Annotated in this window: 15 protein-coding genes; 7 read left to right on the top strand and 8 right to left on the bottom strand. The window is 72.2% G+C overall.

The window, feature by feature from the left end:
• The first annotated feature begins 81 nt into the window (after nucleotides 1-81).
• Nucleotides 82-2397 carry a glycoside hydrolase family 3 N-terminal domain-containing protein gene (locus tag ACFZBT_RS06080; RefSeq protein ID WP_391098963.1) on the top strand — a complete coding sequence of 772 codons (2316 nt, stop codon included), beginning with the start codon at nucleotides 82-84 and terminating at the stop codon, nucleotides 2395-2397.
• Nucleotides 2398-2406: 9 nt separating this feature from the next.
• Here ACFZBT_RS06080 and ACFZBT_RS06075 read toward each other — a convergent pair whose 3' ends face one another.
• From ACFZBT_RS06075 to tsaB, 4 genes are read right to left on the bottom strand one after another with little or no spacing between them, the layout of a single operon-like run.
• Nucleotides 2407-2664 (bottom strand): hypothetical protein, encoded by a 258-nt coding sequence (locus ACFZBT_RS06075; RefSeq protein ID WP_391098961.1) that lies wholly within the window; start codon nucleotides 2662-2664, stop codon nucleotides 2407-2409.
• Entirely contained in the window at nucleotides 2661-3764 is a 1104-nt protein-coding gene (gene tsaD, locus ACFZBT_RS06070) for a tRNA (adenosine(37)-N6)-threonylcarbamoyltransferase complex transferase subunit TsaD (protein WP_391098958.1), read from the bottom strand. The genes ACFZBT_RS06075 and tsaD overlap by 4 nt, the downstream gene beginning before the upstream one ends.
• On the bottom strand, nucleotides 3757-4263 hold the full coding sequence (gene rimI / locus ACFZBT_RS06065) for a ribosomal protein S18-alanine N-acetyltransferase (RefSeq protein ID WP_391098955.1): 507 nt from the start codon (nucleotides 4261-4263) through the stop codon (nucleotides 3757-3759). Before rimI ends, tsaD begins: the two co-directional genes overlap by 8 nt.
• Nucleotides 4260-4913, bottom strand: coding sequence for a tRNA (adenosine(37)-N6)-threonylcarbamoyltransferase complex dimerization subunit type 1 TsaB (tsaB, locus tag ACFZBT_RS06060; protein WP_391098953.1), 654 nt, complete (start codon nucleotides 4911-4913; stop codon nucleotides 4260-4262). The genes rimI and tsaB overlap by 4 nt, the downstream gene beginning before the upstream one ends.
• Nucleotides 4914-5173: 260 nt before the next feature.
• On the opposite strand from tsaB, the gene ACFZBT_RS06055 reads away from it, so the two are divergent.
• The 6 genes from ACFZBT_RS06055 (at nucleotide 5174) to ACFZBT_RS06030 (ending at nucleotide 9675) form a co-directional block, all read left to right on the top strand.
• On the top strand, nucleotides 5174-5728 hold the full coding sequence (locus ACFZBT_RS06055) for a hypothetical protein (protein WP_391098950.1): 555 nt from the start codon (nucleotides 5174-5176) through the stop codon (nucleotides 5726-5728).
• A gap of 401 nt (nucleotides 5729-6129) precedes the next feature.
• Entirely contained in the window at nucleotides 6130-6333 is a 204-nt protein-coding gene (locus tag ACFZBT_RS06050) for a cold-shock protein (protein ID WP_346184139.1), read from the top strand.
• 190 nt (nucleotides 6334-6523) lie between these two features.
• Complete coding sequence (locus ACFZBT_RS06045) at nucleotides 6524-8035, top strand: DEAD/DEAH box helicase (RefSeq protein WP_391098946.1); 1512 nt, start codon at nucleotides 6524-6526, stop codon at nucleotides 8033-8035.
• Between the two features lie 128 nt (nucleotides 8036-8163).
• The gene (locus ACFZBT_RS06040) at nucleotides 8164-8397 is read left to right on the top strand and encodes a hypothetical protein (RefSeq protein WP_391099844.1); all 234 of its coding nucleotides are present in this window, start codon (nucleotides 8164-8166) and stop codon (nucleotides 8395-8397) included.
• A gap of 49 nt (nucleotides 8398-8446) precedes the next feature.
• A complete protein-coding gene (locus ACFZBT_RS06035) occupies nucleotides 8447-8758 on the top strand; it encodes an SCO5918 family protein (RefSeq protein ID WP_391098943.1) in 312 nt (103 codons plus the stop codon).
• Nucleotides 8759-9321: 563 nt separating this feature from the next.
• Complete coding sequence (locus tag ACFZBT_RS06030) at nucleotides 9322-9675, top strand: MerR family transcriptional regulator (protein ID WP_391098940.1); 354 nt, start codon at nucleotides 9322-9324, stop codon at nucleotides 9673-9675.
• 117 nt (nucleotides 9676-9792) lie between these two features.
• Here the strand turns inward: ACFZBT_RS06030 and ACFZBT_RS06025 are convergent, their stop codons facing one another.
• The 4 genes from ACFZBT_RS06025 to alr all read right to left on the bottom strand — a co-directional run bounded on the left by ACFZBT_RS06025 (nucleotide 9793) and on the right by alr (nucleotide 13159).
• Nucleotides 9793-9960, bottom strand: a complete 168-nt coding sequence (locus tag ACFZBT_RS06025; protein WP_391098937.1) for a hypothetical protein — start codon at nucleotides 9958-9960, stop codon at nucleotides 9793-9795.
• Between the two features lie 175 nt (nucleotides 9961-10135).
• Nucleotides 10136-10654: a tRNA (adenosine(37)-N6)-threonylcarbamoyltransferase complex ATPase subunit type 1 TsaE gene (gene tsaE, locus ACFZBT_RS06020; protein WP_391098934.1), complete on the bottom strand. Its 519-nt coding sequence runs from the start codon at nucleotides 10652-10654 to the stop codon at nucleotides 10136-10138.
• Nucleotides 10623-11882, bottom strand: coding sequence for an alpha/beta fold hydrolase (locus ACFZBT_RS06015; RefSeq protein ID WP_391098931.1), 1260 nt, complete (start codon nucleotides 11880-11882; stop codon nucleotides 10623-10625). Before ACFZBT_RS06015 ends, tsaE begins: the two co-directional genes overlap by 32 nt.
• 107 nt (nucleotides 11883-11989) lie before the next feature.
• Nucleotides 11990-13159: an alanine racemase gene (gene alr, locus ACFZBT_RS06010; protein ID WP_391098929.1), complete on the bottom strand. Its 1170-nt coding sequence runs from the start codon at nucleotides 13157-13159 to the stop codon at nucleotides 11990-11992.
• Nucleotides 13160-13369: the final 210 nt, after the last annotated feature.

The raw sequence follows: 13369 nt of genomic DNA, 5'->3' as shown, positions 1-13369 counted from the left end.
AAACATTCGTAGACACGTTCACGAGAAGCGCTCGTCAGCACAGTCCGTGAGAGGGCCGTCCGTCCACCCGACAGGAGCTTCATGACCACCGTGCCCTGGCGTGACCCCGCGCTGCCCGCCGCCGCCCGCGTCGACGACCTGCTCTCCCGGATGACCCTGGACGAGAAGACCGCCCAGCTGTACGGCGTGTGGGTGGGCGCTTCGACGGACGGCGAGGGGGTCGCTCCGCATCAGCACGACATGACCGTGGACTACTCCGCCGAAGCATGGGACGAGTTGATCACGCGCGGCCTGGGCCAGCTCACACGCTCCTTCGGCACCGCCCCCGTGGACCCGGCTCTCGGCGTGCGTGCCCTGGCCCGCGCTCAGCGCCGTATCACCGAGGCCGGCCGCTTCGGCATCCCGGCGATCGCGCACGAGGAGTGCCTGGCCGGCTTCACCGCCTGGCAGGCGACGGCCTACCCGGTGCCGCTGGCCTGGGGCGCGACCTGGGATCCGCCGCTGGTCGAGGAGATGGCCCGCCGGATCGGCGACGACCTGCGCTCGGCCGGCGTCCACCAGGGCCTCGCGCCCGTGCTGGACGTCGTACGCGATCCGCGCTGGGGCCGGGTGGAGGAGACGATCGGCGAGGATCCGTACCTGGTCGGCACGGTCGGCTCGGCCTATGTGCGGGGCCTGGAGTCGGCCGGGGTCGTCGCCACGCTCAAGCACTTCGCCGGGTACGCATCCTCGGCGGGCGCCCGCAATCTGGCACCGGTACGGGCCGGTGTCCGCGAGTTCGCGGACGTCACGCTCCCGCCCTTCGAGATGGCGCTGCGCGAGGGCGGGGCGCGCTCGGTGATGGCCGCCTACACCGAGCGGGACGGCGTGCCGGCCTCGGCGGACCCCGAGCTGCTGACCGGGCTCCTGCGCGAGGAGTGGGGCTTCACCGGCACGGTCGTCGCCGACTACTTCGGCATCGGATTCCTGCAGACCCTGCACCGCGTCGCCGGCACCCCGGCCGAGGCGGCCCACGCCGCCCTCGAAGCCGGCATCGACGTCGAACTGCCCACCCTCAAGTGCTACGGCGATCCGCTGCCGGCCGCCGTCCGGTCGGGCCAGGTCCCCGAGGAACTCGTGGACCGCGCGGCCCGCCGGGTCCTGCTCCAGAAGTGCGAACTGGGCCTGCTGGACGAGGACTGGACCCCCGAGCCGGCCACCGCGGTGAACCTGGACTCCACGGGCAACCGCATCCTGGCCCGCCGCCTCGCCGAGGAGTCGGTGGTCCTGCTCGACAACCCCGACGGCCTGCTCCCGCTGGCCCCCGACACCCGGATCGCGGTGGTCGGCCCCCGGGCCGCCGACGCCCTGGCCATGCTGGGCTGCTACTCCTTCCCGTCCCACGTCCTCACCCACCACCCCGAGGTGCCGACCGGCATCGAGATCCCGACCGTCCTCGACGCCCTGCGCACCGAACTCCCCGACGCCAAGGTGACGTTCGCGCAGGGCTGCGACGTGACGGACCCGGACACCGCGGGCTTCGAGGAGGCCGTCACCCGCACCGCCGAGGCGGACGTGTGCGTGGCGGTCCTCGGCGACCGGGCGGGCCTGTTCGGGCGCGGCACCTCGGGCGAGGGCTGCGACGCGACGGACCTCGGTCTGCCGGGGGCCCAGGGCGAGTTGCTGGACGCGCTGATCGCCACCGGGGTGCCCGTGGTCCTGGTCCTGCTGACCGGCCGGCCGTACGCCCTCGGGCGGTGGCACGGGCGCCTGGGAGCCGTCGTCCAGGCCTTCTTCCCCGGCGAGGAGGGCGGTCCGGCCGTCGCGGGCGTGCTGTCGGGCCGTGTGAACCCGTCGGGCCGGCTCCCCGTGAGCGTCCCGCAGGTCCCCGGCGGCCAGCCCTGGACGTATCTCCAGCCGCCGCTCGGACTCGCGGGCGAGGTCAGCAACCTCGACCCGACGCCGCTGTACGCCTTCGGCCACGGCCGCTCGTACACGGCGTTCGCCTGGGAGAGCAGCGACCCTGGTCCGGTCGAGATCGGCACGGACGGCTCGTACGACGTGTCGGTAACGGTCCGCAACACGGGCGACCGGGACGGCGCGGAGGTCGTGCAGCTGTATCTGCACGACCCGGTGGCGTCCGTGACCCGCCCCGACATGCGGCTGATCGGCTACCAGCGGGTGCCGGCGGCCCCCGGCGAAGCGGTCCGGGTGACGTTCCGCTTCCACGCGGACCTGTCGTCCTTCACCGACCGCGCGGGCCGCCGGGTGGTCGAGCCGGGCGCCCTGGAACTGCGGCTGGCGGCATCGAGCGCGGACGTACGGCACACCGCGCGTCTCACCCTCACCGGCCCGGTCCGGGTCCTCGGCACCGACCGGCGGCTGCGCTGCGAGACGGAGGTCGGCGGCGTGGAGTGACCGGCCCGCTCAGTCCACGCCGAGCGACTCGAACCGCCACCGGTGCACCGCCCGGGTCACCAGCTCCCCGTCCGGCTCCGGCAGTTCGGGCAGCTCGGCGTCGTACGGAGCGTCCCACCAGGTGAGGACCAGGACCCGGTCCTGGGGAGCGCGCAGGGTCTCCCGGCGCAGCGGCTCGCGGGACAGCTCCTGGGCGCGTGCCCAGGCGAGCAGGTCCTCGCCCCGCCCGGCCACGGCCCGCGCCTCCCACATCAGGGCGACCGTCACGGGTAGAGGTTCTCCTTGCTGACCTCGTGCACATGGTCGTGGTGGTGGCCCTGGTGACCGCCCGGCACATGAGGCTCCGTCACCGGCAGTGAGGAGTCGGCCGGCAGGTCCCAGCCCGACGCGGCCCGGTTGCGGGCCACCATCTCGGCGCCGAGCGCGGCGACCATCGCGCCGTTGTCCGTGCACAGCTTGGGCCGCGGCACCCGCAGCCGGATCCCGGCCGCCTCGCAGCGCTCCTGGGCCAGGGCGCGCAGCCGGGAGTTGGCGGCGACACCGCCGCCGATCATCAGGTGGTCGACGCCCTCGTCCTTGCAGGCCCGGACGGCCTTGCGGGTCAGCACGTCCACGACCGCCTCCTGGAAGGAGGCCGACACGTCGCGCACCGGGACCTCCTCCCCCACGGCCCGCTTGGCCTCGATCCAGCGGGCCACGGCCGTCTTCAGCCCCGAGAAGGAGAAGTCGTAGGCCGGATCGCGCGGGCCGGTCAGGCCGCGCGGGAACGCGATCGCGTTCGGGTCGCCCTCGCGCGCGTAGCGGTCGATGACCGGGCCGCCCGGGAAGCCCAGGTTCAGCACCCGCGCGATCTTGTCGAAGGCCTCGCCGGCCGCGTCGTCGATGGTCGCGCCCATCGGGCGGACGTCGGAGGTGATGTCCGAGGACAGCAGCAGCGAGGAGTGGCCGCCGGAGACCAGCAGCGCCATGGTCGGCTCGGGCAGCGGGCCGTGCTCCAGCTGGTCCACGCAGATGTGCGAGGCGAGGTGGTTGACGCCGTACAGGGGCTTGCCGAGCGCGTACGCGTAGGCCTTCGCCGCCGAGACGCCGACCAGCAGGGCACCGGCGAGGCCCGGACCGGCCGTGACGGCGATGCCGTCGAGGTCGCGGGCGCTGACGCCCGCCTCCTTCAGCGCGCGGTCGATGGTGGGGACCATCGCCTCCAGGTGGGCACGGCTCGCGACCTCGGGGACCACGCCGCCGAAGCGGGCGTGCTCGTCGACGCTGGAGGCGATGGCGTCGGCCAGCAGGGTGGTGCCGCGGACGATGCCGACGCCGGTCTCGTCGCAGGAGGTCTCGATTCCGAGGACGAGCGGTTCGTCAGCCATTGATCTCGGTTCCTTGTACGGAAGTTGAAGGGTCGGTGAGTCGCATCACCAGGGCGTCCACGTTCCCGGGCTGGTAGTAGCCGCGCCGGAAGCCGATGGGCTCGAAGCCGAAGCGCTCGTAGAGCTTCTGCGCGCGGACGTTGTCGACGCGGCACTCCAGCATCACCTCGGCGCACTCGAACGCGGTCGCCGCGCGCAGCAGCTCCGCCAGCAGCAGCCCGCCGAGGCCGGTGCCCCACCGGTCCCGGGCTACGGCGATGGTCTGGACGTCGGCCTGCTCACCGGTGGCGACCAGTCCGGCGTAGCCGGTGATCCGCCCGTCGGCCTCGGCGACCACGTACCGCCGGGTCGCCTCCGGCCCGCGCGAGTGGGCCAGTTCGGACCAGAACATGCCACGCGACCAGGCGTCCTCGGGGAACAGGTCCCGCTCCAGTTCCAGTACGGGGTCGATGTCCCACCAGCGCATCTCGCGCAGCGCACACACCACGGGTTCGGTCACTTGGGGGTGACCACCTTGTAGTTCTTGGGGACCTGGGCGTCCGGTCGGCGCAGATACAGCGGCCGGGGCGCGGGGAACTCCTCGCCCGCCGCCAGCTTCTCGGCGGCCAGCCGGGCGAGGGCGGCGGCGGAGACGTGCTCCGGCTCGTGCGCCTTGGGGAAGGTGTCCGGGTAGAGCAGCGCGCCCGCGCCGACCGCGGGCAGGCCCTCGACCTGCTCGGCGATGTCGGCGGGCCGGTCGACGGCCGGGTCGGTGAGTCGGGTGCGGGAGTCGGCGTAGCGCGCCCAGTACACCTCCTTGCGGCGGGCGTCGGTCGCCACGACGAACGGGCCCCCGAGGTCGGCGGCGAAGGCGAGGCCGTCCAGCGTGCACAGGCCGTGCACGGGGACGCCGAGCGCCAGCCCGAAGGTCTCGGCGGTCATCAGCCCGACCCGCAGCCCGGTGTACGGGCCCGGACCGGTGCCGGCGACGATCCCGGTGACGGCGTCCAGCTTCAGACCGGCCTCGGCGAGCACCCGGTCGATCGCCGGCAGCAACAGTTCCCCGTGCCGCCGCGCGTCCACCTGACTCGACGAGGCGATGACGTCGCGGCCGTCGTGCAGCGCGACGGTGACGGCGGGTGTGGCGGTATCCAGAGCGAGCAAGAGCACGCAAACAGCCTACGGCTCCGCCGGGCCCGAGTCGGACGTACCGCCCTCCGCCCGTCGGTCGCGAGGCCCGGGGCCGGACCGGTTCCGGCCGTTCGGGGACGACCCGGCGGCGCGGCGGGCGCGCGTGCCCGGGATCGCGCGGCGGGGAGGACGTTCGACACGGGCATCGAGCCCGGCGGAGCAGCGCCTGCCGGGCCGTCACCTGCTGCTACCGTCACCTACCGTCACGGCAGGTACGTACGACGCGGAGGTGGCCGCCGGTGGCAGTCAGCAGCTCGGGAATCGTGGCCGGGCTCACCGCCGCGGCCCTCACGACGGTCGGCTACCTGGCCTATCAGGCGTCGGCGACCGTCCCGGCCGGCCTCGGCAGGCCCCAGGCGGGCGCCACGCCGAAGGCCGGCGCCTCGAAGGCGCCCCAGCCCGAGAAGGACCCCTCCGCGCTGCCCGGCGGCTCCGGCCAGGGCGCCCGGGTCGTGTACTCCCTGAGCGGCGACCGGGTGTGGCTGGTCGGCACTGACGAGGTGGTCACGCGCACGTTCGAGGTCGACCCGAGCGCGGTGGATCCGGCCCCGGGCAGCTACTCGGTGACCTCCCGATCGAACGCGATCACCGGCTCGGACGGCATCCCCGTCGAGCACGTCGTGCGCTTCACCAGCGTGGACGGCGTGGTCATCGGCTTCAGCGCGGCCGTGCCCGGCTCGACCGCCACCCCCGACCCGAAGGTCCGCACGGGCGGCATCCGCGAGTCACGCGTGAACGGCGACGCGATGTGGACGTTCGCGACGATCGGCCGCAAGGTCGTCGTGGTCCGCTAGTGCGGTGACCGCACAGGGCGGAGCGATGTGACCTTCATCGCGACAGCGGGGTCTCAGCGCGCTCGCCGTCACCTCGTCCGGCCATGGCGACGGCATCGGCGGATGGCTCATCGGCGGAGGTCATGGCGCTGCGCCGGAAGTGATCGGCAGGAACACTTCACCCGCACGGAACCAATATCTGTATCCGTGACGTGAGAAATAGCTGCGGTCCACTGCGAGTATTCCTCGACCGCAGAACGGATCAGAATTTTCGACCGCACAGGTCCCAGCTCGCCGTGCTAATGTCGATCTCAGTTGCAGGTGTGGTTGCCAGAAGGTTCATTTTCCGACGGTTAATCAGCACGGCGACGCGGAATTCACAGAGGGTGAATTTCGAACATCGTCTCCGAAGGAGAATTGACATGGCTACTGGCACCGTGAAGTGGTTCAACGCGGAAAAGGGCTTCGGCTTCATCGAGCAGGACGGCGGCGGCGCCGACGTCTTCGCCCACTACTCGAACATCGCCGCCCAGGGCTTCCGCGAGCTCCAGGAAGGCCAGAAGGTGTCGTTCGACATCGCGCAGGGCCAGAAGGGCCCGACGGCCGAGAACATCGTTTCCGCCTGACACCGGCGGCAACGCATACTTCGCAGCTGGGGCCCGCACCTTGGGGTGCGGGCCCCAGCTCGCCGCATTTCAGGGCGCCGACTCCCGCCCGTCATCTCCGGCTCGTTTCTGGCGATTCTCTGCGCCTTTCATTTTGCTGCGGAAAATTCCTTGCTACGTGCCTACGTGCCCACATCGAGGAAGGTTCCGCTTGAACCGCGCACGCACTGACCGCACGACCCGCACGACCCGCACAACCCGCACCTACGACCGCTCCCGGAGTACTGCCGCCCAGCGCTCGGGAGCGTCGCGGCGTTCCAACGGCTACGAGCGTCGACCGGCCGCACGCCAGGGCGAGTTCGCACTGCCGAAGACGATCACGCCCGCGCTGCCCGCCGTCGAGTCGTTCGCCGACCTCGCCCTGCCGGAGCCGTTGCTGGCCGCGCTCGGCCACGAGGGCGTGACCGTGCCGTTCCCCATCCAGGGGGCGACCCTGCCGAACTCCCTCGCCGGACGTGACGTGCTCGGCCGCGGCCGTACCGGGTCGGGCAAGACCCTCGCCTTCGGCCTCGCGGTGCTGGCCCGCACAGCGGGCCGGCGCGCGGCGTCCCGGCAGCCGCTCGCCCTGGTCCTCGTCCCCACCCGCGAGCTGGCCCAGCAGGTGACCGACGCGCTCACCCCGTACGCCCGTTCCGTGCGACTGCGGCTGGCGACCGTGGTCGGCGGGATGTCGGCCGGCCGGCAGGCCGGTGCGCTGCGGGCCGGGGCGGAGATCGTCGTCGCGACGCCGGGGCGGCTCAAGGACCTCATCGATCGTGGCGACTGCCGACTGGACGACATCGGCATCACCGTCCTCGACGAGGCCGACCAGATGGCCGACATGGGCTTCATGCCCCAGGTCACCGCCCTGCTCGACCAGGTGCGTCCCGAAGGGCAGCGGATGCTGTTCTCGGCCACCCTGGACCGCAACGTCGATCTGCTGGTCCGCCGCTACCTGACGGACCCGGTGGTCCACTCCGTCGACCCGTCGGCGGGGGCTGTCACCACGATGGACCACCACGTGCTCCACGTACACGAAGCGGACAAGTTCCGGACGACCACCGAGATCGCCGCGCGAGACGGCCGGGTGATCATGTTCCTGGACACCAAGCACGCCGTGGACCGGCTGACCCGGCACCTGCTCGACAGCGGCGTCCGCGCCGCGGCGCTGCACGGTGGCAAGTCCCAGCCCCAGCGCACGCGGACACTCGCCCAGTTCAAGACCGGACATGTGACGGTGCTGGTGGCGACCAACGTCGCGGCCCGCGGTATCCACGTCGACAACCTCGACCTGGTCGTCAACGTGGATCCACCGGGCGACCACAAGGACTACCTGCACCGCGGCGGCCGGACCGCCCGCGCCGGAGAGTCCGGCAGCGTCGTCACCCTCGTGACCCCCGGCCAGCGCCGCAGCATGAGCCGGCTGATGGCTTCGGCCGCCATCACCCCCCGGATCACCGCGGTGCGTTCGGGTGAAGCGGAGCTGAGCCGCATCACTGGCGCCCAGGCCCCTTCCGGTGTCCCCGTCGTCATCACCCCGCCGGCCACGCCCCGCTCCCGCCGCGCCGCGTCTTCCGACGCTCCCTCGTCCCGAGGCCGCCACGACCGTCCCGCCCAGGGGCGCGCCACCGGGCGAGCGGGGCGGCGCAGGCCACAGCGGCCCTCCTTCGACCAGACGGCCTAGATGTGCCGTCCGGGGACGTCGCTGACGGGCGACACGCCTTGAGCGCGTCGATCAAGAGCTCACCCATCTACGAGGAGGCGGCTTTGACACCGGTTCAGGAACGGCGACACGAGGCGGATCTCTCCCCCATGGCCCTGGCCTACGACATGCCCGCGTCCGGCCCCCGGGTCCGGGACGACATGACGGTGGAGGTCGCTCTGTCCGTCATGGCCGGTGCCCGGGTCGAGTACCTCCTCCTGTGCGACGGGGACGACCAGTGCACGGGCTCGGTCACCCGGGCCGAACTCGCCGTTCACCGCGACAGTGCCACGTACACGGACCGGGTCCGTCTACGGGACATCGTCCTCGACCTCTCCCACTGATCCGCCTCGGGCCCGATCAGCCCGTTCTCCTTCTCCCCGCGGGGGCACAATGCGCTGCGTCATCGCCCGGTACCCGTTCGACCTGACCAAGAGCGGAGTACTGACCTCGATGAAGGGCATCACGCCCGAGCTCGTCACGGCTGAGTCCGTGGCCATCGGCCGCCGCCGCTACCCGGTCAAGCAGGTCGGCGAGGTCATCACCCGGCAGGACCGCCGCGACTTCACCAGCGGCGAAGTCATCCGGGCCATGACCCGTCTCGGCTTCACCTGCCACGACCATGCCCCGACCGCGGCCGCGCGGGTCCCCACTCCGCTCCAGACGGCGTCGGCACTGCTCGGCGCCCCGCCCCTGGAGGGATGAGCACGGGCGGGAAACCGCCACCAAGATCCCGATGAGGGCCCTGCCGACGCGCGTCGGCAGGGCCCTCATCGCCGTCTCACCGTCCGTTCCGCCCCTCCCGGGGTCCGAGGCTGCCGCCCATCAAGGCCGACCACAGGCTATCTGCGCCACCAGGGAGCTGAAATCTACTCTCGTCAGAGTAGACATTGAGCTCTGGCACGGTTAGCATTTTTCTCGTAGACGAGGTCAAGCGAGACCCGGCAGACACGAACTGGCGGGTGCAGTACGTGAACGGTTCCGCAGTACCAGTTCGCCCAGTGACTGGTTCGGAAGAGGGACGGAGGAGCAGACGCCATCAGGATCGCCCGGCCCGAGGAGCACTCGGCCCGGGTACCGCAAGACCCCGGATTGGAAGGTGGTCCCCGGTCACGCACCGCGATCCCCGCACCCCCCTCCCGCAGGGCCGGTAGCGGAAAGCAGAAGGTCGGCGCAGCATGAGGGCCGACAGATGGTGTTGAATTTCCTTCGGGGCCCTGGTGCCGTACGGCACCAGGGCCCCTCGACGCGTTGCACAACGAGGTGACATGACAGCAGATACACCGCTCAGCGATCGTCTGGACGACGACGACTACCCCGCGTACACGATGGGGCGGGCCGCCGAGATGCTCGGCACCACCCCGGCTTTCCTCCGGGCCATCGGTGAGGCCCGGCTGATCACTCCGCTCCGCTCGGAGGGCGGACACCGCCGGTACTCCCGCTATCAGCTGCGGATCGCGGCGCGCGCCCGAGAGCTCGTCGACCGAGGCACCCCGATCGACGCCGCTTGCCGCATCGTCATCCTCGAGGACCAGCTCGAGGAAGCCCAGCGCATCAACGCCGAGTACCGCCGCCGTGCCGGGCACGAGGTTCCCGGCAGTTCCGGTCCCGCTTCCAGCTGAGCGCCCCCGCTCCAGGGCTCGGGCGGCTTCGCCCCTCGTTGGCGCCGCCCGGCGCACGACCTGCCGCCACGAGCACCGACCCGGCGAACGGTGCGGTCACACCACCAGGGCCTGGCCCTAAGCCGCTTCGCGGTGTTCCGGGGCCCGCTCCGAGAACTCCGGCTCGGGAGCGCGCGGGGGCGTGGAGACCAGGGCCGCCGCCTCGCCGGCCGCCAGCAGATCGCGCATGGACACCCCGGCGACCGCGAACGGCTGCGGCTGCGCCTTGCTCTCTGTAGCCGGCATGGATGCCTCCCGAAGGCCGGGGCAACGAAGTTAGGTTCACCTAACCACGGACTGGATACCATGTGACCACGCACAAGACGCCGAACGCAACATCTTGCCGACGTCTTGTCGGAACGTTCATCAAAAGACCGCACACCGCGACGTACGCGGCTCACGAACTCACGGACTCACGACCTCACGCGGCGAGCACGCTCAGGTCCGCCGACGCCCAGCGTTCGCCCACTCCGGTGATCGTCATCTGCCGGACCTCGTCGGTCGTGTCGCCCACCGCGCGGTGGATGACGACCTGGAGCCGGTCCTCGGTCAGCTCCTCGACCTTGCCCTCGCCCCACTCCACGACCATCACGGACTCGGGCAGCGAGACATCGAGGTCGAGGTCCTCCATCTCGTCGAGCCCGCCGGAGAGCCGGTAGGCGTCGACATGGACCAGGGGCGGCCCGTCGCCCAGCGAGGGATGCACCCGGGCGATCACGAAGGTCGGCGAGGTGACGGCCCCGCGTACGCCGAGGCCCTCCCCCAGCCCACGGGTCAGTGTCGTCTTGCCCGCCCCGAGCTCTCCGCTGAGCATCACCAGGTCACCCGCGCGCAGCAGTTTCGCGAGCCGGCGGCCCAGCTCCCGCATCTGCTCGGGGGACGTGACGGTGATCTGGACGGATCCGGGCTCAGCCGGGCTGTGCGGTGCTGGTGCTTCCATAGCCCTTCACGGTAGCCCCTGCCGGGACGGCACCCGTGCGGGTGAGCAGGTCGGCGAGGCGGTCGGTGACCACCTCCGGGTGCTCCAGCATGACCAGATGCCCCGCGTCCGGCACCAGCACCAGCTCGGCGTCCGGCAGCAGATCGGCGATGGCCTCGCTGTGCTCACTGGGTGTGACCAGATCCTGCACCCCGGCCAGGACGAGGACCGGCAGGTCGGCGAAGCACCCGAGTGCCTCGGTCTTGTCGTGGTCGTTGAACGCCGGGTAGTACTCGGCGACCACGTCGATCGGCGTGCTCTCGATCATCCGCTCGGCGAACCGGGCGACGGCCGGATCGACGTCCCGGGACGCGAAGGAGTACCGCTTGATGATCCCGGCGAACAGGTCAGCGGTGGCCCGGCGCCCCTTCTCCACCAGGTCGGCCCGCTGCCCCAGCGCCTTCAGCACGCCGGGCAGCACCCGCCGTACCGCGTTGACGCCGGCGACCGGAAGCCCGTAGTTGACCTCGCCGAGCCGCCCCGACGACGTCCCCACGAAGGCGACCCCGACGACCCGCTCGCTGATCAGCTCGGGGTACCGGTCGGCCAGCGCCATCACCGTCATGCCGCCCATCGAGTGGCCGACCAGCACGATCGGCCCCTCGGGGGCGGCCGCGTCGATGACGGCCTTCAGGTCGGCGCCGAGCTGCTCGATGGTGACCGGCTCGCCGTCCCGCGTCTGGGCCACGCCGCGGCCGGACCGGCCGTGGCTGCGCTGGTCCCAGTGCACGGTCCGTACGACGCCGCGCAGCGCGGCCCGCTGGAAGTGCCAGGAGTCCTGGCTGAGGCAGTAGCCGTGGCTGAAGACGACGGTGACGGGGGCGGGTGCCTTGCGCCCGAAGAGCCTCCGTCGGCGCGGGCCGATGGCGGCGGGCGCCGCCTCCGGGTCGAGGTCGTCGACCTCGTAGTACAGCTCCGTACCGTCGTCGGCGAACGCCTTGCCCGGCATGCCGCGCAGCGAGCCGTACGGTCCCGCCGAGTCCAGGGCGAGGCGGGCCTTCTGGCGCATGCCCCGGCCGACCGTCATCCGCTCCAGGGCGACACCGGCGGCCGCGCCCGCGGCCACCACGCCTATCGCGACGCCGGCGATGCCGGTCGCCCGGCGCCAGCCTCCCGCCGCCCCCGCGGCGGAGGCCGCGACGGCCGCGGAGGCTGCGTTCGCGACGGCCTCCGCACTGCTCTCGCTCACGTACCGCTCCTCTTCGCCGGGGTTCTCATCGGGTGACTCACTGGGTCGGATGGTGCTGGTGTTGCCAGGGTGCCTGTCGTTTTTCGTGTGACGGCCCCCTGTGCGAGTTACCCGTCCTGTTCCTCATTCACATAGACGCGCGGAACGCGCGTTCCGATCCGTGTCACGATCTCGTATGCGATGGTTCCGGCCGCCTGGGCCCAGTCCTCCGCGGTGGGCTCACCGCGGTCCCCGGGCCCGAAGAGCACCGCCTCGGCGCCCGCCGCGGGCTCGTCGCCGCCCAGGTCCACCACGAACTGGTCCATGGCGACCCGCCCCGCGATCGTGCGCCACTTGCCCTCGACCAGGACCGGTCCGGCCGACGAGGCGTGCCGCGGGATGCCGTCCGCGTACCCGAGGGGGACGAGGCCGAGGGTGGTCTCGCCGGGCGTCACATACCCGTGGCCGTAGCTCACCCCGTGCCCGCCCGGTACGTGCTTGACCAGGGCGAGCGAGGCGGACAGCGTCATCACCGGGCGCAGCCCGAAGTCGGCCGGGGTGCCCAGCTCGGGGCTGGGCGAGATGCCGTAGGTGGCGATGCCGGTGCGGACCAGGTCGAAGTGGCTCTCGGGCAGGGTGAGCGTGGCCGGCGAGTTGGCGATGTGCCGGACCTCGGGCCGGGCGCCCCGCTCCTCGGCGTACGCGACCATCTCCCGGAACAGGGCGAGCTGGGCGGCGATGGAGGGATGCCCGGGCTCGTCGGCACAGGCGAGGTGCGACCACAGTCCCGTGACGCGCAGGAGCCCCTCGGCCTCGGCGCGCAGGGCCCCGCCGACCAGCTGAGCCCAGTCGTCACCGGGCTGGCAGCCGCCCCGCCCGAGGCCGGTGTCGGCCTTGAGCTGCACCCGGGCGGGCCGCCCGGCGGTCCGGGCCGCCGCGCTGACCTCCTTCAGGGCCCACATCCCGCTGACCGACACGTCGATGTCGGCCTCGATCGCCTCGCGCCAGGGCCCGCCGGGCGTCCACAGCCAGCACATGATGCGGCCCGGCAGCCCGGCGGCCCGCAGGGCGAGGGCCTCCTCGGGCGTGGCGGTGCCCAGCCAGTCCGCCCCGGCTGCGACAGCGGCCCGGGCACACGGCACAGCCCCGTGGCCGTACGCCTCGGACTTCACCACGGACATCAGGGCCGCGCCCGGCGCGTGGGCACGCAGGGCCCGCACATTGGCCCGCAGGGCGGCCAGATCGATCTCGGCACGGGCCCGCAGGGGCGCGGTCCGCGGGGCTGTTCTCTCGCTCATCGCGAACAGTGTCTCAGAGCGCCCCGACACTGCCGGGGCAGCGACCCCGCTTTCCGCCCGTGCCACTTGAGGACGAGGCCCCTCAGCCGCATCTTCAGCCCGTCCGGCGCTTGAGGACTAGGGCCTGTCGTTTGGATCACGGCGCAGGGAATCGGCAGCACTTCTTCGACGCCGGTGAGCGGGGCCTGGTGCGTGCAGCTGCAAGGCGGA

The sequence above is a fragment of the Streptomyces sp. NPDC008137 genome (genome assembly GCF_042957035.1).
GTDB lineage: Bacteria > Actinomycetota > Actinomycetes > Streptomycetales > Streptomycetaceae > Streptomyces.
Note: the sequence above shows the minus strand (reverse complement) of the source record. Positions and strands in the feature narration are given on the sequence as shown.

Bases quoted from the DNA above. Each gene is read 5' to 3' on its own strand.
- ACFZBT_RS06030 (WP_391098940.1), top strand. From the start codon at position 9,322: ATGACAGCAGATACACCGCTCAGCGATCGTCTGGACGACGACGACTAC.
- ACFZBT_RS06040 (WP_391099844.1), top strand. From the start codon at position 8,164: ATGGCCCTGGCCTACGACATGCCCGCGTCCGGCCCCCGGGTCCGGGAC.
- tsaD (WP_391098958.1), bottom strand. From the start codon at position 3,764: ATGGCTGACGAACCGCTCGTCCTCGGAATCGAGACCTCCTGCGACGAG.
- ACFZBT_RS06050 (WP_346184139.1), top strand. From the start codon at position 6,130: ATGGCTACTGGCACCGTGAAGTGGTTCAACGCGGAAAAGGGCTTCGGC.
- ACFZBT_RS06035 (WP_391098943.1), top strand. From the start codon at position 8,447: ATGCGCTGCGTCATCGCCCGGTACCCGTTCGACCTGACCAAGAGCGGA.
- alr (WP_391098929.1), bottom strand. From the start codon at position 13,159: ATGAGCGAGAGAACAGCCCCGCGGACCGCGCCCCTGCGGGCCCGTGCC.
- ACFZBT_RS06025 (WP_391098937.1), bottom strand. From the start codon at position 9,960: ATGCCGGCTACAGAGAGCAAGGCGCAGCCGCAGCCGTTCGCGGTCGCC.
- ACFZBT_RS06080 (WP_391098963.1), top strand. From the start codon at position 82: ATGACCACCGTGCCCTGGCGTGACCCCGCGCTGCCCGCCGCCGCCCGC.
- tsaE (WP_391098934.1), bottom strand. From the start codon at position 10,654: ATGGAAGCACCAGCACCGCACAGCCCGGCTGAGCCCGGATCCGTCCAG.